General features: G+C 63.7%; 24 protein-coding genes. 9 read left to right on the top strand and 15 right to left on the bottom strand.

What is annotated here, in order from left to right; translation table 11 throughout:
* Positions 1 to 228: 228 nt before the first annotated feature.
* From OJJ21_RS22840 to OJJ21_RS22830, 3 genes are read left to right on the top strand one after another with little or no spacing between them, the layout of a single operon-like run.
* A complete protein-coding gene (locus OJJ21_RS22840; protein WP_297690198.1) occupies positions 229 to 1539 on the top strand; it encodes a PAS domain S-box protein in 1311 nt (436 codons plus the stop codon).
* On the top strand, positions 1532 to 2179 hold the full coding sequence (gene fixJ, locus OJJ21_RS22835; protein WP_297690196.1) for a response regulator FixJ: 648 nt from the start codon (positions 1532 to 1534) through the stop codon (positions 2177 to 2179). The genes OJJ21_RS22840 and fixJ overlap by 8 nt, the downstream gene beginning before the upstream one ends.
* 56 nt (positions 2180 to 2235) lie before the next feature.
* Positions 2236 to 2589 (top strand): response regulator, encoded by a 354-nt coding sequence (locus OJJ21_RS22830; protein WP_297690194.1) that lies wholly within the window; start codon positions 2236 to 2238, stop codon positions 2587 to 2589.
* 130 nt (positions 2590 to 2719) lie between these two features.
* Here OJJ21_RS22830 and OJJ21_RS22825 read toward each other — a convergent pair whose 3' ends face one another.
* From OJJ21_RS22825 to OJJ21_RS22760, 14 genes are all read right to left on the bottom strand, one after another.
* Entirely contained in the window at positions 2720 to 3442 is a 723-nt protein-coding gene (locus tag OJJ21_RS22825) for a helix-turn-helix domain-containing protein (RefSeq protein WP_297690192.1), read from the bottom strand.
* 245 nt (positions 3443 to 3687) lie between these two features.
* Positions 3688 to 4785, bottom strand: coding sequence for a DUF1513 domain-containing protein (locus tag OJJ21_RS22820; RefSeq protein WP_297690190.1), 1098 nt, complete (start codon positions 4783 to 4785; stop codon positions 3688 to 3690).
* 1 nt (position 4786) lies between these two features.
* Positions 4787 to 5869: an imelysin family protein gene (locus tag OJJ21_RS22815; RefSeq protein WP_297690188.1), complete on the bottom strand. Its 1083-nt coding sequence runs from the start codon at positions 5867 to 5869 to the stop codon at positions 4787 to 4789.
* Between the two features lie 14 nt (positions 5870 to 5883).
* Positions 5884 to 7323, bottom strand: coding sequence for a di-heme oxidoredictase family protein (locus tag OJJ21_RS22810; protein WP_297690186.1), 1440 nt, complete (start codon positions 7321 to 7323; stop codon positions 5884 to 5886).
* Positions 7295 to 8575 carry an imelysin family protein gene (locus OJJ21_RS22805; RefSeq protein ID WP_366093612.1) on the bottom strand — a complete coding sequence of 427 codons (1281 nt, stop codon included), beginning with the start codon at positions 8573 to 8575 and terminating at the stop codon, positions 7295 to 7297. The genes OJJ21_RS22810 and OJJ21_RS22805 overlap by 29 nt, the downstream gene beginning before the upstream one ends.
* A 37-nt stretch (positions 8576 to 8612) precedes the next feature.
* On the bottom strand, positions 8613 to 9338 hold the full coding sequence (locus tag OJJ21_RS22800) for a TonB family protein (protein WP_297690185.1): 726 nt from the start codon (positions 9336 to 9338) through the stop codon (positions 8613 to 8615).
* Between the two features lie 6 nt (positions 9339 to 9344).
* Positions 9345 to 9803: an ExbD/TolR family protein gene (locus tag OJJ21_RS22795; protein WP_297690183.1), complete on the bottom strand. Its 459-nt coding sequence runs from the start codon at positions 9801 to 9803 to the stop codon at positions 9345 to 9347.
* Positions 9804 to 9815: 12 nt separating this feature from the next.
* Positions 9816 to 10502 (bottom strand): MotA/TolQ/ExbB proton channel family protein, encoded by a 687-nt coding sequence (locus OJJ21_RS22790; RefSeq protein WP_297690181.1) that lies wholly within the window; start codon positions 10500 to 10502, stop codon positions 9816 to 9818.
* A gap of 170 nt (positions 10503 to 10672) precedes the next feature.
* On the bottom strand, positions 10673 to 11662 hold the full coding sequence (locus tag OJJ21_RS22785; protein ID WP_297690179.1) for a mitochondrial fission ELM1 family protein: 990 nt from the start codon (positions 11660 to 11662) through the stop codon (positions 10673 to 10675).
* Positions 11663 to 11683: 21 nt separating this feature from the next.
* Positions 11684 to 12439: an MBL fold metallo-hydrolase gene (locus OJJ21_RS22780; protein ID WP_297690177.1), complete on the bottom strand. Its 756-nt coding sequence runs from the start codon at positions 12437 to 12439 to the stop codon at positions 11684 to 11686.
* 13 nt (positions 12440 to 12452) lie between these two features.
* Entirely contained in the window at positions 12453 to 13256 is an 804-nt protein-coding gene (locus tag OJJ21_RS22775) for a TatD family hydrolase (protein WP_297690275.1), read from the bottom strand.
* A gap of 7 nt (positions 13257 to 13263) precedes the next feature.
* Positions 13264 to 14820 (bottom strand): methionine--tRNA ligase, encoded by a 1557-nt coding sequence (gene metG, locus OJJ21_RS22770; protein ID WP_297690175.1) that lies wholly within the window; start codon positions 14818 to 14820, stop codon positions 13264 to 13266.
* A gap of 65 nt (positions 14821 to 14885) precedes the next feature.
* A complete protein-coding gene (locus tag OJJ21_RS22765) occupies positions 14886 to 16679 on the bottom strand; it encodes a tetratricopeptide repeat protein (RefSeq protein ID WP_297690173.1) in 1794 nt (597 codons plus the stop codon).
* 23 nt (positions 16680 to 16702) lie between these two features.
* A complete protein-coding gene (locus tag OJJ21_RS22760) occupies positions 16703 to 17251 on the bottom strand; it encodes a hypothetical protein (RefSeq protein WP_297690171.1) in 549 nt (182 codons plus the stop codon).
* Positions 17252 to 17336: 85 nt separating this feature from the next.
* Here OJJ21_RS22760 and OJJ21_RS22755 point away from each other — a divergent pair, with 85 nt between their 5' ends.
* The 6 genes from OJJ21_RS22755 to chrA all read left to right on the top strand — a co-directional run bounded on the left by OJJ21_RS22755 (position 17337) and on the right by chrA (position 23677).
* Positions 17337 to 18344 (top strand): aspartate carbamoyltransferase catalytic subunit, encoded by a 1008-nt coding sequence (locus OJJ21_RS22755; RefSeq protein ID WP_297690169.1) that lies wholly within the window; start codon positions 17337 to 17339, stop codon positions 18342 to 18344.
* Positions 18345 to 18355: 11 nt separating this feature from the next.
* On the top strand, positions 18356 to 19660 hold the full coding sequence (gene pyrC / locus OJJ21_RS22750) for a dihydroorotase (protein WP_297690168.1): 1305 nt from the start codon (positions 18356 to 18358) through the stop codon (positions 19658 to 19660).
* 8 nt (positions 19661 to 19668) lie between these two features.
* Positions 19669 to 20313: a glycerol-3-phosphate 1-O-acyltransferase PlsY gene (plsY, locus tag OJJ21_RS22745; protein ID WP_297690273.1), complete on the top strand. Its 645-nt coding sequence runs from the start codon at positions 19669 to 19671 to the stop codon at positions 20311 to 20313.
* Positions 20288 to 21403: a DNA-processing protein DprA gene (gene dprA, locus OJJ21_RS22740; RefSeq protein WP_297690166.1), complete on the top strand. Its 1116-nt coding sequence runs from the start codon at positions 20288 to 20290 to the stop codon at positions 21401 to 21403. The genes plsY and dprA overlap by 26 nt, the downstream gene beginning before the upstream one ends.
* Positions 21404 to 21537: 134 nt before the next feature.
* The gene (locus OJJ21_RS22735) at positions 21538 to 22338 is read left to right on the top strand and encodes a chromate resistance protein ChrB domain-containing protein (protein ID WP_297690164.1); all 801 of its coding nucleotides are present in this window, start codon (positions 21538 to 21540) and stop codon (positions 22336 to 22338) included.
* A 16-nt stretch (positions 22339 to 22354) separates the two neighbouring features.
* Positions 22355 to 23677, top strand: coding sequence for a chromate efflux transporter (gene chrA / locus OJJ21_RS22730; protein ID WP_297690162.1), 1323 nt, complete (start codon positions 22355 to 22357; stop codon positions 23675 to 23677).
* Positions 23678 to 23680: 3 nt separating this feature from the next.
* On the opposite strand, the gene OJJ21_RS22725 is transcribed toward chrA, so the two are convergent.
* Complete coding sequence (locus tag OJJ21_RS22725) at positions 23681 to 24445, bottom strand: hypothetical protein (RefSeq protein WP_297690160.1); 765 nt, start codon at positions 24443 to 24445, stop codon at positions 23681 to 23683.
* Positions 24446 to 24498: the final 53 nt, after the last annotated feature.

The raw sequence follows: 24498 nt of genomic DNA, 5'->3' as shown, positions 1-24498 counted from the left end.
CTGTCACTCTGCAGGAAATCAGCCACTGCAATAGTGATGAGTTTGTGTGACAGTTTGAAGGTTTTGCTCAGTGAACCAAAAAATCTTCGAACAGAGATGGGGCGGAAATGGCTCGCCCGGCGGGCAGGTTCGCCAAATCGGGAAAATACTCCCAGAATCCCCCTTCGCAAATTGCTATCGAGTCAATAGCATAGCGAGTAGCGTATCCCGGATGTTCAGGCCCGATTCATGACGCGACCGTTTATAATGGCTAGGTGGCTGGAAGTTTTCGTCATCGCGACCCTCGCGATCTCTGGCCTTGCCCTGTCTTTTGCCATCTTTGAGATCACCGACGAATGGCAGGGGCCTGCGATTGTTCTTGTCATCACGCTGGTTCTGGTGATGGCCGTCGGATTCTCCTATCGCGAAGCCATCCGGGCACAGCGGCAGTCCGGCGAACGTTTCCGCGCCGTCATCGACAATGCCCATGACGCAATTATCGCAATCGATACCCAGGGGCGTGTCGAAATGTTCAACCGGGCGGCCGAACGTATCTTCGGATATGCCGCCGCCGAAGTGATCGGGCGGAATGTCAATATGCTGATGCCGCAGCCTTATCATGGCGAGCATGACGGCTACCTCCGCAACTACATCACCACCGGAAAGGCCAAAATCATCGGTACCGGGCGCGAGGTCGAAGCCCGACATAAGGATGGCACGGTATTTCCCATCGACCTGTCGATCGGCGAGATGCGCAGCAGCGGTCAGCGCGGCTTCATCGGCGTAATCCGGGATACAACAGAACGCCATCACTCTGCGCGGCAGGTTCGCGAATTGACTGCCGAACTGGTGCATATCTCGCGACTGAGCGCCATGGGCGAACTGTCATCCTCGCTGGCGCATGAGCTCAATCAGCCGCTGACGGCGATCATGAATTACACTGAAGCGGCGCGACAGATGCTGGAAATCTCCGGCCTCGCGGTTCCGTCCAAGGTGAGCGAGTTTCTCGGCAAGACCGTGAGTCAGGCCGAACGCGCCGGACAGATTATCCGGCGGCTCCGCAACTTCGTGGAAAAAGGCACCGCAGAGCGGAGTCAGGAAGAGCTCAACCGAATCATCATCGAAGCCAGCAATCTGGCCACCGTTGGCGCCCGGATCGATGGGATCAAGGTGCAGTTCGATCTCGACGAAACGTTGCCGCCGATCAGTATCGACAAGGTTCAGATTCAGCAGGTCGTGGTCAACTTGGTGCGCAACGCCGTCGAAGTCCTGCGCGATGCTGAGCGGCGTGAATTGCTGATTCAGACCTCCGGTTATCATGGCGGGCAAGAGGTCGCGGTACGCGACACCGGACCAGGCATTGCACCAGGCATTGCCGATAAGCTTTTCACCGCATTTGTCAGCACCAAAAAGGACGGCATGGGCATCGGTCTGTCCATCAGCCGGTCGATCATTGCCGCGCATAACGGACATCTCTGGGCCGAACCAAATCCGGGCGGCGGTTCTATCTTCAAATTCCGCCTGCCGGCGCATGTATCCGGAGATGCGGTCAATGAGTGAAGGGACCGTCTTTATTGTCGATGATGATGAGGCCGTGCGCGAGTCGCTGAGCGCATTGCTGATGTCGACGGGCCTGAATGTCATCGCCTTTGCCTCAGCAGAAGCTTTTCTCCTCGGCTACACACCGGTCCAAGTGTCCTGTGCGATCATCGATCTGCGCATGCCAGGCATGGATGGCATGACCCTGCTCGAGCATCTACGCAGCAAGGGAGTGAATCTGCCTGTCATCGTAGTAACCGGCCATGCGGATGTGCCGCTGGCCGTACGCGCCATGAAGGCCGGCGCCGTCGACTTCATCGAGAAACCATACACCACGGCGGCCATGCAGGATGCGGTCCGACGCGCGCTGGACAGCGCCAGGGCAGGGGCTTTGGGGCAGATCGACCAGACCGATGCCCGCAATCGTGTTGCCTCGCTGACGGCCCGGGAACGTGATGTTCTGCGTCTGCTGGTGATTGGGCATCCGAACAAGATCATCGCGTTCCAGTTGAGCATCAGCCCGCGGACGGTGGAAATACACCGGGCCAATGTGATGAAAAAGCTGAATGCCGAGAGCCTGTCCCATCTTGTACGGATGGCACTTGCGGTTGGCGTCGGCAGCGACGAGGGGACGGCATCTGCCTTAGGTGAATCCCCTTAATTGCAACATGTGCTGCAGTATCGCATTACTTCACGATGAGCACTGCAGGCGCCCCCATGATCTATGTTGTCGATGACGACGATGTCGTTCGCGATTCGCTGCGCGCCCTGCTGGAAGTCAGCAACTATCAGGTGAGCGATTTCGAATCCGGCGATCATTTTCTGAGCGAACTCGACCTGGCTGACGGTTGTGTCATTCTGGACGTGCATATGCCGGGTCTGCCGGGAACCGAGGTTCTGCGGCGACTCCGCGAACGTGGCGTCACCATACCGGTGATCCTGATCACCGGCCGCCGCGACAGCCAGATCGAAGCACAGGCCAGTGCCTTCGGCGCCCTCGCGCTGATCGACAAGCCGCTCTCGCACACCCAGCTGTTCGGTGCCATCGAGCAGGCCCTGCGCCGTTCCTGACACCTGCATCCCGATCTGATTACGCCATTTCTGTCCCAGTAAAAAATAGGCCGGCAGCGGGGGGGGGGCTGCCGGCCTCAAGGTCTGTCTTGCGACAGGGGGAGGAAGAGGGTGATTGCGCTCGCTGGCTTCAGTTCGCCGCGAGTGCCTCAAGCTTGTCCGGAGCGGTGATGCGGATATGGCTGGCATCCTGCATGCTGATCCAGCGCTGCTGCTTGAATTTGGTGATGACCCGGCTGACGGTTTCGATGGTCAGGCCGAGGTGATCGGCAATATCGCTGCGGCACATCGGCAGGCAGATTTCCGAATTGCCGTGTTGGCAGAAGGACAGCAGGAAACTGGCCAGGCGTTCGGCCGCCGTCTTGCGACCCAGCAGCAGCAGCAAATGGTTGCTGGCCTCCAGCTGACGACAAATCTGGCCAAAAAGCTGGCGGCCGGCTGCGGCATCGGATTCAAGGGTGGTCTGGAATTTGTTACGCGGATACCGCATCAGGGTGCAGTCGGTGATGGCTTCCAGGCCGCTGGTATAGTCGTCACCTTCGGCAATCCCGAAGTAATCGCCGGCGGTGAGAAATTTGGCGATATGGCGACGACCGTCAGCCAGCAGGCGCACGGCGCGCAGGGTGCCGCTAACCACCTTGTAGACATAGTCGGCCGGATCGCCGGCGTCCTCGACGACCTCGCTGCGCATGTAATGCATGGTCTGACCAAGCTGCTGCAGCGGGCCGGCGATCCCGGGCAGGGCAACGACAGCATCGGTGCTGCGGGCTGCGGGATAGCGGCGGGTCGTGAGATTGGCAGGCAGGGCGCGCTGGAAGCCTTCGGTCTGCAGAGCTGCTTGTGCGGTCGCCATTTTGATTCTCCACCCGTGAATGCGTTGGCAGAGGTGTACTGGCAAAGCGGCGGCTCGAATATTTGGGTCTTATACCTAAGGGGATTTACCTAGTGAGCCGATCCGTCCGTATTTCGCGCCAGGAGGCCGGATTGAATCTGCAGGGATGCGCCGGTCCAACAGCGTGACTGTAATCTTATTATCGGATAATGTATATTATGGAAAATATATATTATCGGTTTTCCGGGAAATTCAGCATTTAGGCTTCAAGTAATGGCCATCATGTGATTGTCCCACTGCAATCGGCTGGCATTGGCCAGAGTCTCCATCCCGCCATTGTTCTGCAGCCTGAATAAACCTCCCAGACCATTCGACACAACGAAACCGGCTTCCGTCTGGGCGGCAATGCCGCAGACATCACGGGCCTCGCCCACCTGCGTCAGTGCCAGTCGCTCCAGGTCCCAGACCAGCACCCGGTTGCCGCGCGGACTGCTGACCGCCAGAAAGCGTCCGCCGGCGTCCATGGCGGCTGAGCCGCAATACTGCCGCATGGCCGTCCGCTGCGCCTCCGGCATCGGCAGATACCGGAACTGGCCGGCACCCGCCGGCGCGTCATGCAGAGCCACCAGCGGCACCTCGTCCTGTTCAGGCCCTTCATACTGCATGGCCACGGCAACCCGGCCGCGCCGGTCGATAGCGATATGGCGGATGCTGAGCTGGCGCAGGTCATGCGCCGGCCGGACCTGCCGGATCACGCTGCCGTCCCGGGCATCCAGGTAGACCAGCGACGGGTCCATGTTCGGAATGTTGAGCTTCAGCCGCGGCATGTCCGCCCGCATCAGGATACCGCCATTGGCGACCGCCAGCGTGCGGCCATCCGGCATCAGGCGCACCTCATGCGGATCCAGGCCGTGCGTGGAATATTCGCCGACCCGTTTCCAGCCGTCGGCGGCATCATACACGCCCAGAACGCCGTCGCCGGTGGAGCCGATGGCTTCCGTGGCGAACATCAGTTTTCCATCCGGCGTGAAGGCGCCGTGGCCGCAGAAATTGCGATCCTCGGCCGCCAGGATCAGATGCGTGGCCGCGCCGGCCATCGGATCGAAGACCAGTGCGTAATCGCCCGGCCGCCGCGAAAACGCCACGGCCAGTCGGCCATCGGCACGGCGCGCGAAACTGTGGCCGCGGCCCGGCAGTGGCAACCGGTAGCGGATCGCGCCATCGGCATCGAAACCGGCCAGACCGAAACCGCCTTTGTCGCCATAGGCATTCAGATACAGCCGGTCGGTGATTTTCGCATGCGCGGTCAGCGGCAGCAGTGCCGTGGCGCCGAGAAGCGTGAATGCAGTGCGTCGCGTGATCATCTCAGTCGCCATCCAGCGCATTGAAGCCAACTGGAATATCCAGTGCCGCCGGCAGCCGGTCGCCGAGCAGTTTCTTCAGTGCCACAAGCTCGGCCGCTAGTTTCTCGGCCTGCGGCCTGCCCGCCCTGTCTGCGACGGCAACTTCCAGGGGCTGCTTCAGCGTATCCGCCGCAGCAAGCGACTTGGCAAAACCATCGCGGATGGTGGCGTCCAGGGCCTGGTCGGAAATGCCGGCTGCAAATCCGGTCAGATAAAGATCGCGTGCCGCTGCGATATTGCGCCGGATGTTGCGCAGCGAGCGCTGGCTGCGCCAGGATTCAGCCAGTCGCGGCCGCGCATCCTTGATTGCAGCGCCCAGCGGTCGCGCCAGCTTGTGATCGGACGCCAGCTCCACGGCAAGATACAGTGCCTTGAACAGCTCCAGAGTAGCTTCCTGCGCCTCGCGATATGGCGCATCCGGCTTGCTGGTATCGAGCATCACCGCCGCAAAAGCCTTGTCGCCACCATCGCGCCAGCCGGCGCGTGTCTCTTTCGCCATCTGCGCCAGATTGGCGGCAATCGCCTCGACATAACGGCAGCGATACGCGGCTTCGGGACCCGTTTTCAGTTTGCCGGCATCATCACCGAAAATCAGGCGCTCCAGTGCTGGCAGGCCCTGTGTCGCGACGCTGCCTCTGGCGAGCAGTTCGACATCGACCGATCCCGCCTGATGCCGGGCCAGCAGTTCCGCCATCTGCTTGCCGATGGTGTTGCGCGGATCGGGCCAGAAGGCAAAGCGTTGGCTGCGGAAGAACCAGTCGACCGGTCCGAAACGCACATGCTGGATATCCTGCCAGGCATCCATTGTCTGGCCGAAGGCACCCTGCAGATCGGCAATAGGCTTGGCGGCCGGCGCTGCGCAATAGGTTTTTGCCGCACCATCGAGCGCAGCCGTCGCCGTCACCAGGGCGTCGTAACGCGGCAGGATATGGGTTTCGACGGCAGCTTTGTTCAGCGCGGCGTAGGTATCGGCCTCGACGGCCCGGACGGGCGCGGCCGCAAAGGCCAGCAGGGCAGCGAGGGCTGCGGATGCAATGAAACGCATGACGGACTCCGGAATTAAAGCGACTGGATAAAGGCAAGCAGGTCGGCACGTTCCGAGCGACTTATGCGCTGCACCCGCGCTCGCGCCGCCTCGGCCTCGCCGCCGTGCCACAGGATGGCTTCCAGTGCGCCGCGGGCACGGCCGTCATGCAGCAGGGCATCATGGCCGCTGACGGTCCAGGTCATGCCAATCCCCCAGAGCGGCGGCGTGCGCCACTGCCGGCCATTGGCCTGCCCCTCCGGCCGTTCGTCCGCCAGCCCCTCGCCCATGTCATGTAGCAATAGATCGGTATAGGGGAAAATCGTCTGGGCCGACTGCTCCGGTCGGCCCGGGTCGCTGCCGGTGACAAAGCCGGGGACATGGCAGCCGCTGCAACCGACGGCGGCAAACAGCGCCTGGCCACGCAGCACGGCGGGATCGCGCGGATGGCGCTGCGCGGGAACGGCGAGGTTGCGGGCGTAGAAAATCACCAGGTCGAGCATCTTGCGCGACACTTCGACCCTCTCGCGCATATCCTCGCCGGTCGGCAGGGCAAGGCAATCCTTCTGTGCCGTCGTACAATCGCCATGCGAGGCACGAACCAGATGCGTCGACAGGCCGAGATCGGTGGCAAAGGCATCGACCACCTGGTCTGCCACCGTGGGCATGCCGCCCTTCCAGCCGAAACGGCCCAGCATGGCCCGGCCTTCGGCATGGCTCCACACCCGGTTCGGTTTGCCGGCGATGCCGTCGCCGTTGCTGTCTTCCGGGTCGGCGTGCTGCAGGATCGCCGCTTCCGGAATCAGCTCAAGCAGGCCGAGCCCGATCATCGGTGGCGCCACGCGGGACGACAGCATGGTCTGCGGATGCAGCGGGCCGTAGTTCAGCCCAACCGCACCATAGCGCGGCCGGCGCAGCAGGATCACCTCGCCGTCGGCCAGGGTTACCGGATGCTCGCTGTAGTCTATGGTCATGCGGCCTTCAGCCAGCAGTCCATTGACCGAGAAGCCCTGCAGCTGGCCGCCATAGACGGGTTCGGGCGTGACGCTGCGCATGAAGCTGGACAGCGCGCGGCGATCGTCGTCGCTCCGCGGCGGAATACTCAGCCGCAGCACCATCGACACTGCCGCTTCGCCAGTCGCCGGCGGCTGGCCGCGCCCGTCGCGGATATGGCAGGACTGGCAGCTGCGCGCATTATACAGCGGGCCGAGGCCGTCCGATGATTTCGTCGAACTGGGCGATGGTACCCAGAGCTTGCGGAAGATGCCATCGCCAACCTTGAAGTCGAGCTGACGCTCGAAGCTCATATTGGCGGACGGCTGGGAAAAAGCCGTGGCGTCAAAACGCCGACCGGTCGCCGCGCCGGCCAGCAGGCCGTTCTGCGGCCCCTCATCCGCCGCCTGTGCCGCGCCCGCCGTCAGCAGAACGGCAAGCGCGACAGCACGCTTATTTCTTGCCGACCTTGTCAGGCGCATCGAGGCTGTCCGACCCTTCGAACGTCACTTTCAGCTTCAGCGCGGCAACTACCCGCTCCAACATTCTGGTCTGATCGGTCAGGCGGTCGATGCCGGCCTGCACCACCGCATTGCCCTCGGTGTTGCCGTCTCCGATCATCTGGTCGTAGGCTTCCTTGCTCTCGGCGCGCTGCTTGATGGCCGTCATGGCATCCAGCGTCGCCTTCAGCTTGCCGCGCATTTCGCCGTCCAGTTCCGGTGCAGCGGCACGGACCAGCTGGGTCAGGCCGGGGCCTTTCACCACGCTGCCGTTCACGCGGGTATACTCGCCGCCATAGACATTGAGCATGCCGACTACATTGTAGTAGTGCGAATTGTGCGTGTTGTCGGAGAAGCAGTCATGCTCCTCTTCCGGATCATGCAGCAGCAGGCCGAGTTTCATGCGCTCGCCGGCCAGTTCGCCATAGGACAGGCTGCCGATGCCGGTCAGCATGGCGCTGATGCCGTTGTCGACGCCCTTGGCGGTCAGCACCTTGCGCGCGGCGCCATCCGGCCCCCACTGCTTCGTCATGAAGGCGAGATCTTCCACCAGCATCTGCGTCGCGACTATCAGATACTGCCCGCGCCGGTCGCAATTGCCGTTCGTGCAGCCCTGTCTGGCGAAATCGGTCCAGGCCCGGTTGCCGGCACCCGGGCCGGTGCCGTTCAGGTCCTGGCCCCAGAGCAGGAACTCCACGGCATGGTAACCGGTTGCCACATTGGCTTCGACGCCGCCGACTTCATGCAGCCTGCGCAGCAGGCGCCAGTCGATCTTTCCGGTATCCAGCGTCTTGCCGCCGAATTTCAGTTTCTTGTTGGCAATCACATTGGCGGTATAGAGCGGGTTCTCGTCCGACTCCTCGCCATACCTGCCGCTGTCGACATAGTCGATCAGGCCTTCATCCAGCGGCCAGGCATTCACCCGCCCCTCCCACTCATCAACCACCGGATTGCCGAAGCGGAAGACCTCCGACTGCTGATACGGCACACGGGCGGCGATCCAGGCGTCGCGGGCCGCCTTGAGCGTGGCATCCGAGGGCTTGGCGATCAGCGCCGTCACGGCCTTCTGCAGGCTGCGCGCCGTCGTTGTGGAATCCTCATACACCGCCTGGGCGATATCGGCGTAGGTTTTCAGCGTGGCGGCTTTGGCCTTGTCAGTTTCGGCAGCTGTCGCCGTGCTGATGACAAACAGCAGACCGAGGCTGACGATCCCGGTCACGATCCGGCTGGACATCGATCGCATCATTGGCCTTTCTCGACTCTCTGTCTGATCACTTCAAAAAGAACTGTACCGGCACCACGATATCGAGACTGGATTTACCCAGGCTCGGCGGGATCGGCGGCAATGGCGACGCCTTGGCGATCATGCGTTCGACGGCATCATCCAGTGTCTCATGTCCGGAGCTGCGCTCGATCCGGTGCGCGATAACGCGGCCGGTTTCATCGATGGTGAAGCGCAGATGCGCAACCCCCTCCATGCGGCGCAACTGCGCCCGGCGCGGATATTCCTTGTTCTTTTCCAGCCAGGCCAGCAGCGTGGCGTAATAGTTCGCCTCGGCATTCGGATTGGCGATCACGCGCGGCGCCGAGGACACCGGTGCTGGCGGCGCCACGGCCACCTGCTGCTGCGGCACGGGCGGCCCTGGCTGCGGCGGTGTTTCGACCACCGGCTTTGGCTCTTGCCTGGGCGGCGGTGGCTTCGGTGGCCGCTGTACCACCGGCTTGGGTTTGGGCGGCGGCGCCACCTCAATATCCGGCTCAGCGGATTTGGAAACGATTGGATCAGGTTCCGGCGGTGGCGGCGGAGGCGGAGGTGGCGGCGTATGCACCGCCACCGGCTGCGGTGGCTCGGCGGCCAGCAGCAGCACCTCGATGCCCTGAAATTTCTCCTCGGCCTGGATCGGCTTCTGGAAATACGGAAATCCGAAGAACAGGAAGGCGATCGCGGCGATATGCACGCCGACCGATACGATCCAGGATGAGAGTTTCGCGCGCATGCGCCGTTACTGCGCGGCTTTCGCCGTCGCGCCTTCCGCGACCAGCGAGATTTTGCCGAAGCCGGCCAGCCCGACCAGACTCATCAGATCCATGATCCGGCCATATTCGAGCGCCTTGTCGCCGCGCACATAGACGACAGTATCGGGCTCGCTGCCATGCAGATCCTTCAGGCGGGCGGCCAGTTCCACCTCTTCCACCGGATCCTTGCGAATGAACAGTTTTCCGTCCTTGTCGATGCTGATCACCAGTGGTTCTTTCGGCGGCGTCACCTTCGCGGCGGTTGTCTTTGGCAGTTGCAAAGGTACGCCCACCATCATCAGCGGTGCCGCAACCATGAAAATGATCAGCAGCACCAGCATCACGTCGACGAACGGGGTGACGTTGATGTCCGACATCGGCTTGTAGCCGTCGAAACCGTCGTTGCTGTAATCGTTGCCGCCGGTACCGATCGGTGAGATGGCCATGATCTACGCCCTTTACTGGCCGGCTTCCGCCAGTGGGCGCGCCAATGGTTGCGGGCCGCTGCGCGAGAACTGGCGCGCGGCCTCGTTGATCGCAACGTTGAAACGCTGTGCCAGGCGGCCGAGATCGGTGCTGAACTTGTTGTAGAGCACGACGGCCGGAATGGCGGCGACCAGGCCGAGTGCGGTGGCGAACAACGCCTCGGCGATGCCAGGCGCAACCACGGCCAGGCTGGTGTCGTTGGAACCGGCAATCGCGGTGAAGCTGTTCATGATACCCCAGACAGTGCCGAACAGGCCGATGAAGGGCGCTGCTGAGCCGACCGTGGCGAGGAACGGCAGACCAGGCTCAACCTGACGCAGTTGCTGTGCCATCGCCTGACGCATCACCATTTCCAGGCGGACACGGAACTCGTAGCGGCTTTCGCCGGCATCGATGCCGTCGCGCTTCTCGCGCGCCGCAGCGGTCAGGATGGCCGCCTGGATGCCCTCACCTGCCTTGGCCGGGTTGCTCAGCAGGGCATCGGCCTTCACTGCTGCCTCGAAACTGCGTGCTGCGCGCCGCAGCGTGCCGAACCGCACCAGTTTTTCGACCGTGATGGCCCAGCAGGTGACCGAGGTAAGGACGAGGATGGCCATCACGCCCTGGACGATCGGGTCGGCATTCAGGACCAGCGCCATGAAGGAAAGCTCATGGTTCATCAGAATCTTACTCCGGGTTCGCCGCGTCTGCGCGCGGATGTCGTCTGTGAGGCGGCCTATTAATAATGAGAACCGCTTGCAAAATAAAGCGGCCAGAGCCAAGAATGTTATATTATATCATCAATAAGTCGGGTAACGCGACAATCCGCCTCAGGGCGGGAGACGGCGGATCAGGCCCAGCCCAGCCGGTCACGGATATCGCGGGCGATATGGTCCATATCGTCGATCCGGCTGTTTTCCCAAAGCATCAGGCGGCCGTCGAACCACTGGATCAGGCCGCGCTGCAGAAGGCTGTCATAGAACTGCTCGAAGCGTTTAGAGCGGCCGGGCAGCCGTGCCACCAGCACTGGTTTGCCGGTCGAGCAGGCCTCGGAAATCATCGAGATCGATTCGCAGGTCACCACGATGACATCGGCGATGCCGAGGAAGCCGAAATAGGGATTCGGCCCCTTCCCGTCCCACAGGATGGCCGGCAGGCTGGCCAGGCCGCCGCGCAGGATATTGGTTTCAGCTTCGCCGGTGCGACGCGACACCGTGGCCATGATGCCGCAGCCGGAGCGCTCCACCATGCGGCGCAGCTGGCCGACGAAATCGCGCATCCATTCTTCGTCCAGCGTGTAGTTGCGGTTGTTGCCGCCGACCAATACCGCCACGCGCGGCGTCGGGATCATGGCACATTCGGCACGCAGCGACTGGGCGCCGCTGTCGAGCTTGAACTTGGTCACCCGATGCAGCGCACCATGGGTCAGCAGCACATTCGGGCCACGCACGCGGTCATGCTCGGGCACCACCAGCAGATCCCAGTTGCGCGGATTGCTGCGCGGATCCTGGGTCAATACCGTGCGGGTTTTGCCACCGCTCGCCTTTTTGATCGCCAGGGCGGCGAACGCGGCCTTGCGGCCGCTGGCGATCAGCAGGTCAGGCCAGCCCTGCTCTTTGGCCAGCTCATGCAGAGGCTTGAGCGTATCCGGGGTCAGCGCCGAGAGACTGGCAAAGGCCGGCAGCATCGGCAGCCATGTATGCGGTGCACGCAGCGCCACCTCGAAGCCTACCGGCAGGGCGAAGCCTTCGGTGGTGAACAGTGCCTCAGCCAGGCCAAGCGCCTGGCTCTGCATGCCGGCGGCACCACGCTCCCAGATCGCCCAGATGGTTTTCAGCATGGAGGCGTCAGCGATCCTGCATCAGCATTCCAGCACCATGCCGTCATAGCCCGGCTCGACCCCGGACGGCAATTCGGCTTTCAGCTTGGTGTAATCGAGATCGATATGCAGATTGGTCAATACGGCGCGCTCGACGCCGAGGCGGGCGATCCATCCCAGCGTCTGTTCGACATGGCTATGGGTCGGATGCGGTTCGTAGCGCAGCGCGTCGACCACCCAGAGCTTGATGCCGTCCAGAGTGGCAAAGGCCTCTTCGTCGAGTGCCACCACATCGTTGGAATAGGCAAAGTCGCCGCAGCGGAAACCGAGCGAGTGAATTGCGCCATGCTGCTGGCGGAACGGAATCACCTCGATCTCGCCGACAGCGAATGGACCGTCGATCAGTTTCGGCTCGATGATCGGCGGATAACCATCGGCCATCTTCTCGAAGCAATAGGCGAACTTGCGGGCCAGTCGTTCATGGGTGAAGGCGTCGGCATAGCCTTCGATACGCTTGCGCGAGATATAGGCCAGCGTGCGCAGGTCGTCGAGGCCATGGGTCTGGTCGGCATGGTCATGCGTCCAGGCCACGGCGCTGACCCAATGAAAACCATTGGCCAGGAACTGGCTGCGCAGATCGGGGCTGGTATCGATCAGCAGGCGCGTCTCGCCCTGCTCGATCACGATGGAGCCGCGGCTGCGCCGGTTCTTCGGCTCGTTCGGATCGCAGGCGCCCCAGTTGCCGTCGATGCGCGGTACGCCGACCGATCCGCCGCAGCCGAGAATGGTGATGCGCATCGGCGGGAGTCCGTCAGGCCGCGCGGCGGTCGCTGACCGCCTCGGCCGGCACCTTGTTGAACAGGCGCAGGAAGTTTGCCGTCGTTGTCGCGGTGATCTCGGCTGTACTGACACCTTTCAGCTTGGCCAGGAATGCGGCGGTGTGGGCCACATAGGATGGCTCGTTGCGCTTGCCGCGGAGCGGCACGGGAGCCAGATACGGCGCGTCGGTTTCCACCAGCAGGTTCTGCATCGGCAGGGCCTGGGCAGACTCCTGAACGGCACGCGCCTTGTTGAAAGTCAGAATGCCGGAGAACGACACCATCATATTGTGCTTCACCGCCAGTTCGGCCAGCGCATGGCCGGACGAGAAGCAATGCAACAGGCCCTTGAACCTGCCCTTGGCCATTTCGGCCTCGATAATCGCGGCAGTGTCTTCGTCCGCGTCGCGGGTATGAATTACCACCGGCAGGCCGGTTTCGCGCGCAGCCTGGATATGCGCCAGGAAGCAGGCCTGCTGCGCTGCGCGGTCGCTGTGTTCGTAGAAGTAATCGAGGCCGGTCTCGCCGATGCCGACCACTTTCGGATGCTTGGTCAGCTCGATCAGCCTGGCGGCGGCGACATCGACATGGTCGTCGGCTTCATGCGGATGGATGCCGACCGTGCAATAGACATCCGGATAGGCCTCGGCCACCGCCAGCACGCGGTCGAACTGATCGAGCCGCGTTGATATGGTCAGCATCAGTCCGACGCCGGCCTGCCGCGCGCGGGCGATGATCGCATCGCGTTCCTCGGCGAAGTCCGGGAAATCCAGGTGGCAATGGCTGTCGATCAGCAACGCCATGTTAAGCGCCATCTGCTTTCGCTTCCACATGGCGCGGGAACACGCCCTGCGGCGTCGGCAGCGGCGTGCCGGCACGCAGGCGTCCCGGTTCGCCGAGATGCGCGAAGCTGCGCGCGGCTTCCGAAACGCCGAGCTGATCCAGCATCCTGGCGGCCGATTGCGGCATGATGGGCTGGGCCAGGATGGCAAGCTGGCGGATCGCCTCCAGCAGGCACCACAGCACAGTCTGCATGCGGGCCGGATCGGTCTTGCGCAGCGTCCACGGCGCTTCGACATCGATATACTTGTTGGCGGCATCGACCAGGTCGAACCACTGTTGCAGTGCTGTGTGTATCGCCTGGTCATCCAGCGTGGCGCGCAGTTGTTCCACCAGACTGTCGGCCTGGGCCAGCAGCGCCTCGTCGGCCTCACTCAGGGCGCCCGGCGTCGGCACCGAGGCATTGGTGTTCTTGGCGCAGAAAGACAGCGTGCGCTGCGCTAGGTTGCCGAAGCCGTTGGCCAGTTCGGAATTGATGCGGTTCATGATCGCGGCACGGCGGAAATCGCCGTCATTGCCGAACGGCACCTCGCGCATCAGAAAATAGCGCGTCTGGTCGAGGCCATATTCGGTGATCAGGGCCAGCGGGTCGATCACATTGCCCAGCGACTTGGAAATCTTCTGGCCTTCGTTGGTCCACCAGCCATGCGCGAAGACGCGCCTGGGCACAGCAACATCGGCCGCCATCAGGAAGGCCGGCCAGTAGACCGCATGGAAGCGCAGGATATCCTTGCCGACCATATGCAGGTCGGCCGGCCAGTAGCGCGTGTATTTCTCACTCTCGGTATGCGGATAGCCCGCGGCGGTGATGTAATTGGTCAGCGCATCCAGCCACACATACATGATATGCGCTTCGTCGCCCGGCACCGGGATGCCCCATTTGAAGGTGGTGCGCGACACCGATAAATCTTTCAGCCCGCCCTTCACGAAGCTGATCACTTCGTTGCGGCGGCTGGCCGGCAGGATAAAGCCGGGATTCTCTTCGTAGAATTTAAGCAGTTTGTCGCCCCAGGCCGACAGGCGGAAGAAGTAAGATGGTTCTTTCACCCACTCCACCGGCGCACCGGATGGCGCCAGCTTCTGGCCGTTCGGGCCATCTGTCAGCTCGTCTTCCTGGTAGAAGGCCTCGTCGCGCACGGCATACCAGCCGGCATAATCGCCGAGATAGATATTCCCTGTGGCAACCAGTTTCTGCCACAGCGCCTGCACGGCAGTCACATGCCGCGGCTCGGTGGTGCGGATGAAATCGTCGTTGGAGAAATTCATCGCCCTGGCCAGATCGCGGAAGGTCTGGCTGACGGTGTCGCAGAAACTCTTCGGATCGATGCCGGCAACCTCGGCCGATTTCTCCACCTTCTGCCCGTGCTCGTCGGTGCCGGTGAGGAACATCACGTCATAGCCGTCCAGCCGCTTGAAGCGTGCCAACACGTCGCAGGCGAGCGAGGTGTAGGCATGCCCGATATGCGGCTTGTCGTTGACGTAATAGATCGGCGTAGTGATGTAATAGCTTTTGCGGGTCATGGGCTTAAACTAGGGTCTGAACGCCGGCAGTGCCAGCGGCGGGCCTTTTGCTAACACCCGCTGGGCTATTTTTCCAGCAATTCGAGCCCCTTGGCGACCGCCGCAAGCTGGCTTTCCGGTCCCTCCGCATGACGGCGCCGGAAAATCCGCATGCCGGGATACCAGGGTGTGCCCTCGCCTGCTGCCATCAGGTAGAAAAACAGGCTGCGGCCGGCTGGCGGCGCCAGCAGCCAGACCGGCCGGCCCAGCGCCCCGGCCAGATGTGCCGTGACATTCGAAACCGTGACGGTCAGATCCAGTGCGGCAATTTGGTCGACCAGCCCGGCCAGATCGTTCTGCGCGTCGATCGCCGGATCGTGGATATACCGGTCGCCGAACAGGCCGCGCAGCGCGGCATGCTCTTCCGCGGTGGCGCCGTATTGCAGGCAGACGAAGCGCAGTCCGGGGATATCGGCAAGCGGTGCCAGGTCGGCCGGTCGCAGCGACTTTGCGGCACCGAGCGTCGGATTGGCGCTGCGCCAGGACAGGCCGATCAGTTTGTCCTTGCTGCCCTGCCGGTATTGTCCGGCCAGCAGGACGGCCTGCGCGGCATCCGCCTGCAGCAGCGGTTTGCCCGGCGGCACCGTTACGGCCAGATCGCCCAGCGGCCGGTGGCCGTCAAAGCGGCGCAGCAGCAGCGCAGGATCGGCATGTGTGCCTTCGGGCGCGAAATCGACATCGGCAAAGCTGCGCTGCAGCAGCGGGATCAGGCGCGGATCGGTTTCCAGCGTCACCTTGGCTCCGGCCTCGATCAGGCTCGGCAGGAACTGCAGCAGCAGCAGCCGGTCGCCCAGCCCCTGTTCGCCCCAGATCAGCAGCCTTTTGCCGCCCACATCATTCTCGGTCCAGATCGGCCACGGCCAGGCGCGTTGCGGCAATGGCGGCGCGGCCTTGCGCCAGCGCCAGGCATAGGCCTGCCAGCCGCCGGCGAAATCCCCGACGGCAAGGCTGGCCAGAGCATAGTTCCACTGCGTCTCGGCATCCTGTGGCTGGCGCTGCAGCGCCTCACGATAGGCCGCGCGGGCCGCATCGAGTTGCCCCAGGCTGTGGCGGGCCAGGGCCAGACCCGCATAGGCCTGCGCGTGTCCCTGTGTCAGGGCCAGAGCCTGCTCCAGCAGCGGCAGGGCTTCTGTGGCGCGGGCTGTCTCGCGCAGTGAAGCGGCCTTGTTGATCAAGACGGCGGCGTAGTTCGGCCTCAGTGCCAGAGCGCGGTCGAAATGTGCCAGCGCCACGGCATGCTCGTCGCCGGCGGCGAACAGGCTGCCCAGGTTGTTATGACACTCCGGCGCCTGCGGGGCGTATTGCACTGCGCTTTGGGCGGCCTGTCGCGCTCCGGGCAGATCGCCCATCGCTTGCAAACAGCTCGCCAGTTGTAGCCAGGCACCGGCATGGCCCGGCTGCGCGGCCAGCAGGGCGCGGTAGCCGTCTGCGGCCGCCACCCAGGCGCCGGCCACGCGCTGGGCTTCGGCCCAGATGTAGAGCACGTCGACTTCCTTCGGGGCCAGTTGGCGGGCCTTTTCCGCCGCCTCGCGGGCGGTGGCAATGGCACCGTAGGCCAGCAGCGCCTCAGTGTAGCTGACCCACAGAGGAGCCTGCGCGGCGGCACGGTCGATCGCATGGCGCAACAGAGGCACGGCATCGCCGGCCCGCCCGCTTTGCACCAGCAGGCGGCCGAGCAGGTTGTAGGCATCGAGGGTATCGGGTGCCGCCAGCAGAACGGCGCGATAATGCTGCTCCGCGCTGCTCAGGTCGCCGCGGCGATGCGCATCCAGTCCGGCCTGCAGGTTCTGCAGCACAGACAGCGCAGATCCCGGCGGCATGACATCGGGGGGCGACGGCGCATTCATGTCTCGAAACGGAAATCAGGAACGTCGACGCAGCGGTCGAGCAGCCGTTTCAGCCGCTCCAGGATTTCATCGCACAGGGCTGGCATCGCTTCCGGTACCAGCTGTTCCGGCACACCCGGCATGACATCTGCGGCGAACTGGACCAGCACATCCTGCTGCATCAGGAAAACCGCCTGGGCGAAAAAATTGATCATGTCGCGCTTTTCCAGGGCGATCAGATGGGCGCCCATCGCTTTCAGCAGGGCATGAAAGGCGCGCACCTTCACGGCGGTCACTTCATGCAGGATCGGCTCGCGCGTCGCCGGCGGCAAATTCTCCAGCTTGCTTTCGATTACATCGCAGAAGGACAGGAATTCCTGGGTGCGGCGGAAGCCGTCGGCATAATCGCCAAAGGGCAGGATGGTGGCCAGCGTGAACATCCGCCCGGTGATGGCCTGGACTTCCGCGGCGCGGCCGTTCAGCACCTGCAGCAGGCGCACGGCCTGCCCCGCGGCATTCTCGACGCCGGCCACATCGACCTGATTCTGGCTATAGTCCTGCATCATCGAAGCCAGCTAAGCAGAAATTGGTTAAAGCTTTGCCAGCCGGCTCATTGCCCGGCGGCGACCCTTTATGTATGGTGCTTCTTTAATGTCTGTGAGTCGCGCCACCCCCGCCGAATCAGCCGGCCTCCGGCCGCTGCCGCCCTTTTCCCATCGCCATCTTCTTGGAATCGAAGGGCTTTCCGCCCAGGATATCCAGATTTTGCTGGATCATTCCGACCGCTATGTCGATCTGAACCGGGCGGTCGAGAAGAAGCAGAGCTCCCTGCGCGGCCGGACCATCATTAACCTGTTCTTCGAGAACTCGACCCGTACCCGCACCAGTTTCGAACTGGCCGGCAAGCGACTCGGCGGCGACGTCATCAACATGTCGGTCGCCACCTCCTCGGTGAAGAAGGGTGAAACCCTGATCGACACCGCGATCACCCTGAATGCCATGCATCCGGACCTGCTGGTTGTGCGGCACCAGGATTCCGGCGCGGTCGCCCTGTTGGCACAAAAGGTCGGCTGTGGCGTCATCAACGGCGGCGACGGCAGCCACGAACATCCGACCCAGGCGCTGCTCGACGCCCTCACCATCCGCCGCCGCAAGGGGCGCCTTGAGGGGCTGCTGGTCGCCATCTGCGGCGACATCCTGCACAGCCGCGTGGCACGCTCGAATATCCACCTGCTGAATACCATGGGCGCCCGCGTGCGCCTGATCGCCCCGCCCACCCTGATGCCGGCCTATGCCGAGCGGCTTGGCGTCGAGGTTTATCACGACATGCGCAAGGGCCTTACCGACGTGGACATCGTGATGATGCTGCGCCTGCAGATGGAGCGCTTTCACGGTTCCTTCGTGCCGTCCACGCGCGAGTATTTCCATTTCTACGGCCTCGATTACGAAAAGCTCGGCTTCGCCAAGCCCGATGCACTGATCATGCATCCCGGCCCGATGAATCGCGGCATCGAGATCGATACCGAGGTGGCCGACGACATTCACCGCAGCGTCATTCACGAACAGGTCGAGATGGGCGTTGCCGTCCGCATGGCCTGCCTCGAACTGCTGGCCCAGCATCTGCCGAACTGGCGCCACAGCACACCGGCCGGAGCATGAGTCCCAGTCCCATGGCCCGCCGCCGCAAGCTCTACACCAACGCCCGCCTGCTCGATCCCGCCTCCGGTCTCGATGTGAAAGGCGCTTTGCTCACTGAAGGCGACCGCATCGTCGATCTTGGCCCCAAGCTGGCCAGCGGCAGCTTCGCCGGCGATACCGAACAGATCGACTGCCAGGGGCATTGCCTGTCGCCCGGCCTGATCGACATGCATGTCTGGCTGCGCGAACCCGGTGCCGAGCACCAGGAAACCCTGGCAACCGGCGCACGTGCGGCGGCGGCCGGCGGTGTCACCACCATGGTGGCGATGCCCAATACCGAGCCGACCATCGACGAAGTGGCACTGGTTGAATTCGTTGCCCGCCGGGCTATGGACACTGCCGTGGTCCGCATCCTGCCGGCAGCTGCGATTACCAGGGGTACGAAGGGCGAAGAACTGACCGAGCTTGGCCTGCTCGCCCAGGCCGGGGCTGTGGCCTTCACCGAAGGCGACCGGGCGATCTCCTCGCCACGCCTGATGCGCCGCGCGCTCTCGTATGCCACCACCTTCGACCTGCTGCTGATGCAGCATTGCGAGGATCATTCGCTGGCCAGGGGCGGCGTGATGAACGAAGGCGAGGTCGCGGCCCGTCTTGGCCTGTCGGGTATCCCGGCGATGGCCGAGGTGATTTTGCTTGAACGCGATGTGCGCCTGCTGGAAGCCACCAATGGCCGCCTGCATGCCTCGCATCTTTCCACCGAAGAATCACTGGATGTGGTGCGCCGCGCCAAGCAGCGCGGCCTGCGCCTCACCGCCGGCGCCGCGCCGCATAACTTCTCGCTCAATGAATTCGATGTCGGCGACTATCGCACCTTCGCCAAGGTGAAGCCGCCGCTGCGCGTCGAAAGCGACCGCAAGGCCGTGGTGGATGCCATCGCCGACGGCACCATCGACGTGATCTCCTCGGCGCATGCGCCGCAGGATCCGGAAAGCAAGCGGCTGCCGTTTGCCCAGGCCGAATTTGGCATGATCGGTCTGGAAACGCTGCTGCCGCTCACTCTGGAGCTCTATCACAACGGCTCGGTGCCGCTGCTGCGTCTGCTTGCCTGCCTGACCTGCAATCCGGCCAGGCTGCTCAAGCTCGACAGCGGCCGTCTGGCGCCCGGTGCACCGGCCGATCTGCTGATCTTCGATCCCGATACGCCCTGGCGTGTCGATGAAAAGAAATTCCGCTCCAAGGCCAAGAACTCGCCTTATGATGGTCGCCGCGTGCAGGGCCATGCGCTCCGCACCGTGGTGGCCGGCGAAACGGTCTTCCAGCGTAAACGCGAAAGCTGAGTATCATGATGATGGATCCGGTGGCCTGGGATTCCCCGCTGCCCTATTACGTTGCTGCTGCCGTGCTGGGCTACATGCTCGGCGCCATTCCGTTCGGCCTGGTTCTGACGCGGCTCAGTGGCCTCGGCGATATCCGCAGCATCGGCTCGGGCAATATCGGCGCCACCAATGTGCTGCGCACCGGCCGCAAGGATCTGGCGGCGGCCACCCTGCTGCTCGACGGCGGCAAGGGCACAGCGGCGGCCCTGCTTGGCGCCTGGTACGGCCCCGACGTGATGCTGGTGGCGGCCTTCGCCGCTTTCCTCGGCCATCTGTTTCCGGTCTGGCTCAAGTTCAATGGCGGCAAGGGTGTTGCCACCTATCTCGGCGTCATGCTTGGCGTCGCCTGGCCGGTCGGCGTGTTCGCTATCCTCTGCTGGCTCGCCGTGGCCTTCACGCTGCGCTATTCCTCACTCTCGGCGCTGATCGCCGCCGCCGCCTCGCCGGTTGTCGCCTGGTTTTTGATCGGGCCGGATGTCGCCGCGCTGGCCGCGCTGATGGCCGTGCTGGTCTATATCCGCCACCACCAGAATATCGCCCGCCTGCTCAGGGGCGAGGAACCCAGGATCGGCAAGAAGAAGCCCGAGGATGCCGCGCAGCCGCCTATTGCCTGAACAGGACAAGCGCGACTGGCTGCGGCTGATCCGCAGTGCCCATCTCGGACCGATCACCTTCCATCACATACTCCGGTATTACGGCAGCGCGGCCGAGGCGATCGCGCGCCTGCCCGAAATGGCACAGCGTGGCGGTGCCAAACGCCGCATCGACCTGGCCGACGAGAAAACCGTTACGACTGAGCTGAAGGCGCTGAAGGCCTGCAATGCCAGACTGCTCGCCTGGGGCGAACCGGGTTATCCGCTTGGCCTGATGCAGCTCGAAGACGCGCCGCCCCTGCTGGCGGTCAAAGGCGATCCGGAATCCATCACCGCCCTGCCCGGCATTGCCATCGTCGGGGCGCGCAATGCCTCGGCCATCGGCCAGCGTTTCACCCGCGATATTGCGGCGGCCCTCACACAGCGCGGTTTTGCCATCCTGTCGGGTCTGGCGCGCGGCATCGACAGAGCCGCCCATGAAGGCGCGCTTGGTGCAGAAGGAAAAACGGGCGCCTTCATCGGTACCGGCATCGATATCAGCTTCCCGCCCGAGAATGCCAAACTGCAGGACGAGATCGCCGAACGCGGCGCCGTCTTTGCCGAAATGCCGCCGGGCTCGCCGCCGCTGGCGCAGCATTTCCCGCGCCGCAACCGGCTGATCTCCGGCGCCTCTGCCGGCGTGCTGGTGGTCGAGGCGGCACTGAAATCCGGTTCGCTGATCACCGCACGGATGGCGGCCGAACAGGGCCGCGAGGTGATGGCCGTGCCCGGCTCGCCGCTCGATCCGCGCTGTCGCGGCAGCAACAGCCTGATCCGGGACGGTGCCGCCCTGATCGAAAGCGTCGACGATATTCTCGCCATCCTGGCGCCGCAGCAGGAACGCCGTGTCGCCGTCGTACCGGCCATGCCGAAGGAAACGCCGGTCGGTGATGACGATCTCGCCCGCGCCCATACCGAAATCGAACGCCTGCTGTCGCCAAGCCCTGTGCTGATTGACGAACTGGTGCGGGTCAGCGGCCTGACGGCCGCAACGGTGAACATGGTGCTGACCGAGAAGGAACTGGCCGGCCGTGTGCAGCGTCATCCCGGCGGGAAAGTCTCGACAGCCTGAAAAATTTCCGCTTGCCTTCACGCCCGGCCGGCGATAAGTCTCCGGTCACGGGGACAATGCGGTCTCCCCGATGCAGATGCCACAAGGTATCCAAGTGCCGCTCCTGCAGTCGTGACCCACGACAGGAGTGCCTTATGGATACCCCTCTTCCCTCTATTTCCATCACTGAACTGGCGCACGACCATGCTGCCGGACGCTTTCCCGTGCTGCTCGACGTGCGGCGCGAGGAGCGCTATGCCGAAGCCACCAGCACCATTCGTGGCGCACGGCGCCGGCGGCCGGAGCAACTGGCACAATGGGCCGCCGACCTGCCGCGCGAGGCCGAGATTATCTTGGCCTGTGTGCATGGCCATGAGGTTAGCCAGAATGCGACAGCTGAACTGCTGCGTCGTGGTTTTCGCGCCCGCTATCTGGTCGACGGCATCGGAGGCTGGCTGGCCGCCAGCGGGCCGATGCAGGCCAAGCCGCCGGCGGAGCCCAGCCGCTGGATCACCCGCGAACGGCCGAAGATCGACCGTATCGCCTGCCCCTGGCTGGTGCGCCGCTTCATCGATGCCGATGCACGCTTCCTCTATGTGCCCGGCGACCAGGTCTTTGCCCACGCCACGGAGTGGCAGGCGACGCCCTACGATATCCCGGGCGCGGCCTACAGCCATGACGGCGCGTTGTGCAGCTTCGACTGCTTCATCGCCAAGCATGACCTGGGCGATGATCCGGCGCTGGCGCAACTGGCCCTGATCGTGCGCGCCGCCGATACCGGCCGCCCAGAGCTGGCGCCGCAGGCCCCCGGCCTGCTCGCCATCTCGCTTGGTCTGTCGGCCATGTTGCAGGACGATGACATCATGCTGGAGCGCGGCATGCTCATCTACGATGCGCTGTATGCTTGGTGCGCCAGCGCGATTGACGAACGTCATGGCTGGCCTCCGGCGGCATGAACGGGTAGAAAAAATCATGCAAAACCCGACTCCAAACGCAGTTCCTTCGTTCGCCGAGGCCTTCCGTACCTGGGCGAAGATCGGCCTGCTCAGTTTCGGCGGCCCGGCCGGGCAGATCGCCATGATGCATCGCATCGTGGTTGACGAGAAAAAGTGGGTCAGCGAGCCGCAGTTCCTGCATGCACTGAATTTCTGCATGCTGCTGCCCGGACCGGAAGCGCAGCAGACCGCCGTGTATATCGGCTGGCTGCTGCATCGCTGGAAGGGCGGCCTCGCCGCCGGCCTGCTGTTCATCCTGCCCGGCCTCGCCGTCATCCTCGGCCTCAGCACCATCTATGTGCTGTGGCGCGAGGTGCCGGTGATCAGCGGCGTGTTCTTCGGCCTGCAGGCCGCCGTGCTGGCCATCGTGTTCGAGGCGATGCAGCGCATTGCCAAACGCGCGATCAAGACCCGCTTCCTGCTCGGCCTGAGTGCCGCAGCCTTCATCGGGCTGTTCGTCCTGCAGATTCCCTTCCCGCTGGTCGTGCTGGGTGCCGGCCTGCTCGGCTGGCGGATCGGCAAAGCAAAGCCCGACTGGATCGGTGCGCAGGCCAAGCACGATGCCGATGTGCTGCCCAGCGTGGCACCCAGCTGGCAGCGCAACATCGGCATCCTCGCCCTCTTCGCGCTGCTCTGGGCCGGACCGGTGCTTTACAGCTTTACCGCTTTCGGCCCCGATCACGTCTTTAGCCAGATCGGTGTGTTCTTCAGCAAGATGGCGGTGGTCACCTTCGGCGGCGCCTATGCGGTGCTCGCCTATGTCGGCCAGCAGGCGGTGGAGATCTATGGCTGGCTCGGGCCGGACGAGATGCTGCATGGCCTCGGCCTGGCCGAGACCACGCCCGGCCCGCTGATCCTGGTGCTCACCTTCGTCGGCTATATCGCCGGCTTCCGCTTCGGTGGCCTCGACCCGCTGCTCGGCGGTGTGGCGGGCGGCCTGCTCGCTACCTGGGTCACCTTCGTGCCGTGCTTTTTATGGATATTCCTCGGCGCCCCCTATATCGAGCGCATCCGCCATGTGCGCGCCTTCAGCCATGCATTGGCGGCGATCACGGCAGCGGTGGTCGGCGTGATCCTCAACCTCGCCATCTGGTTCGGCCTGCATGTGTTGTTCAAGCGGATGGAAAGCCTGTCGTTCGGCCCGCTGAGCTGGGACGTGCCGGTGCTCTCCAGCCTCGATCCCTGGATGGCGCTGCTGTCGGCGGCGGCGATCATCGCCGTCTTCCGCTTCCATCTCAGTCTGGCCTGGCTGCTCGGTGGCGCGGCACTGGCCGGGATGGTGCTGCGGCTGTTTCTTTAGCGCTCAGCCGACGCCGAGGCCTTTCCCGGCATTGCTCAGCATCTGGCCGCTGGCCGCCCGTGCCGTGTTCAGGGTGGAGGACATGGTCTCGCCCCGGCGCTTGGCTTCATCCAGTTTTTTGCGCACCTCCTCGGCGGCCGCCTTGCCCTCGGCGCTGCCCGGCAGCATGTCGATATAGGCCTGCAACTGCGCCTGCTGCTCCTTGGCCTCGCGCACCTTATCTTCGAGGAATGCGATGAAGGGCTGCAGCAGCGACCATGCCTCTGCGGCCGGGTCCTTGCCCTTGTCACCACAGGAGCAGCTCGCGCCAGTGGCGGCCATCAGGCACTGCATGAACTTGGCCGGGTCGACACCGGCCGGCAGCGGCGGCAGGCCGGGAAACGGCGGGATCGGCAAAGGCCATTGCGCACCGCCGAAATTGCCGAAACCAGCGGCTGTACCGGCGCCGCCCTGTGCGCCGGTACAGCCCATGACGATATAGGTTGGCACCGCAAAGAAAGCGATCAGCGCCACCAGCGCGGCGACCACGCCGGCAATAGCCATGATCGCAAGACCGATCGCCATCATGGCACTGCCGATAGTCGCGATCACGGCGAGGAAGCCGGCACTGAACAGGCTGGCTACCCATGTCAGTCCGGATACCCAGCCGATGAATGCGCCGATGACGAAACAGCCGGCGCCGATGAAAACGGCAAGGATGCAGAGGACAAAAACCGCCGCGAGCAGCAGCAGCAGGTTGCGCATATTGGAGCAGCCATCGGCCGTCATGACCATCCCTCCGCTAAAAAGTATCGTTTTTAGTGTACACCTCCGGCATTTAC

Origin of the sequence: Ferrovibrio sp. (genome assembly GCF_025869515.1) — a bacterium.
Classification (GTDB): domain Bacteria; phylum Pseudomonadota; class Alphaproteobacteria; order Ferrovibrionales; family Ferrovibrionaceae; genus Ferrovibrio.
The sequence above is the reverse complement of the archived record's forward strand: the minus strand, read 5'-3'. Positions and strand labels throughout refer to the sequence as shown.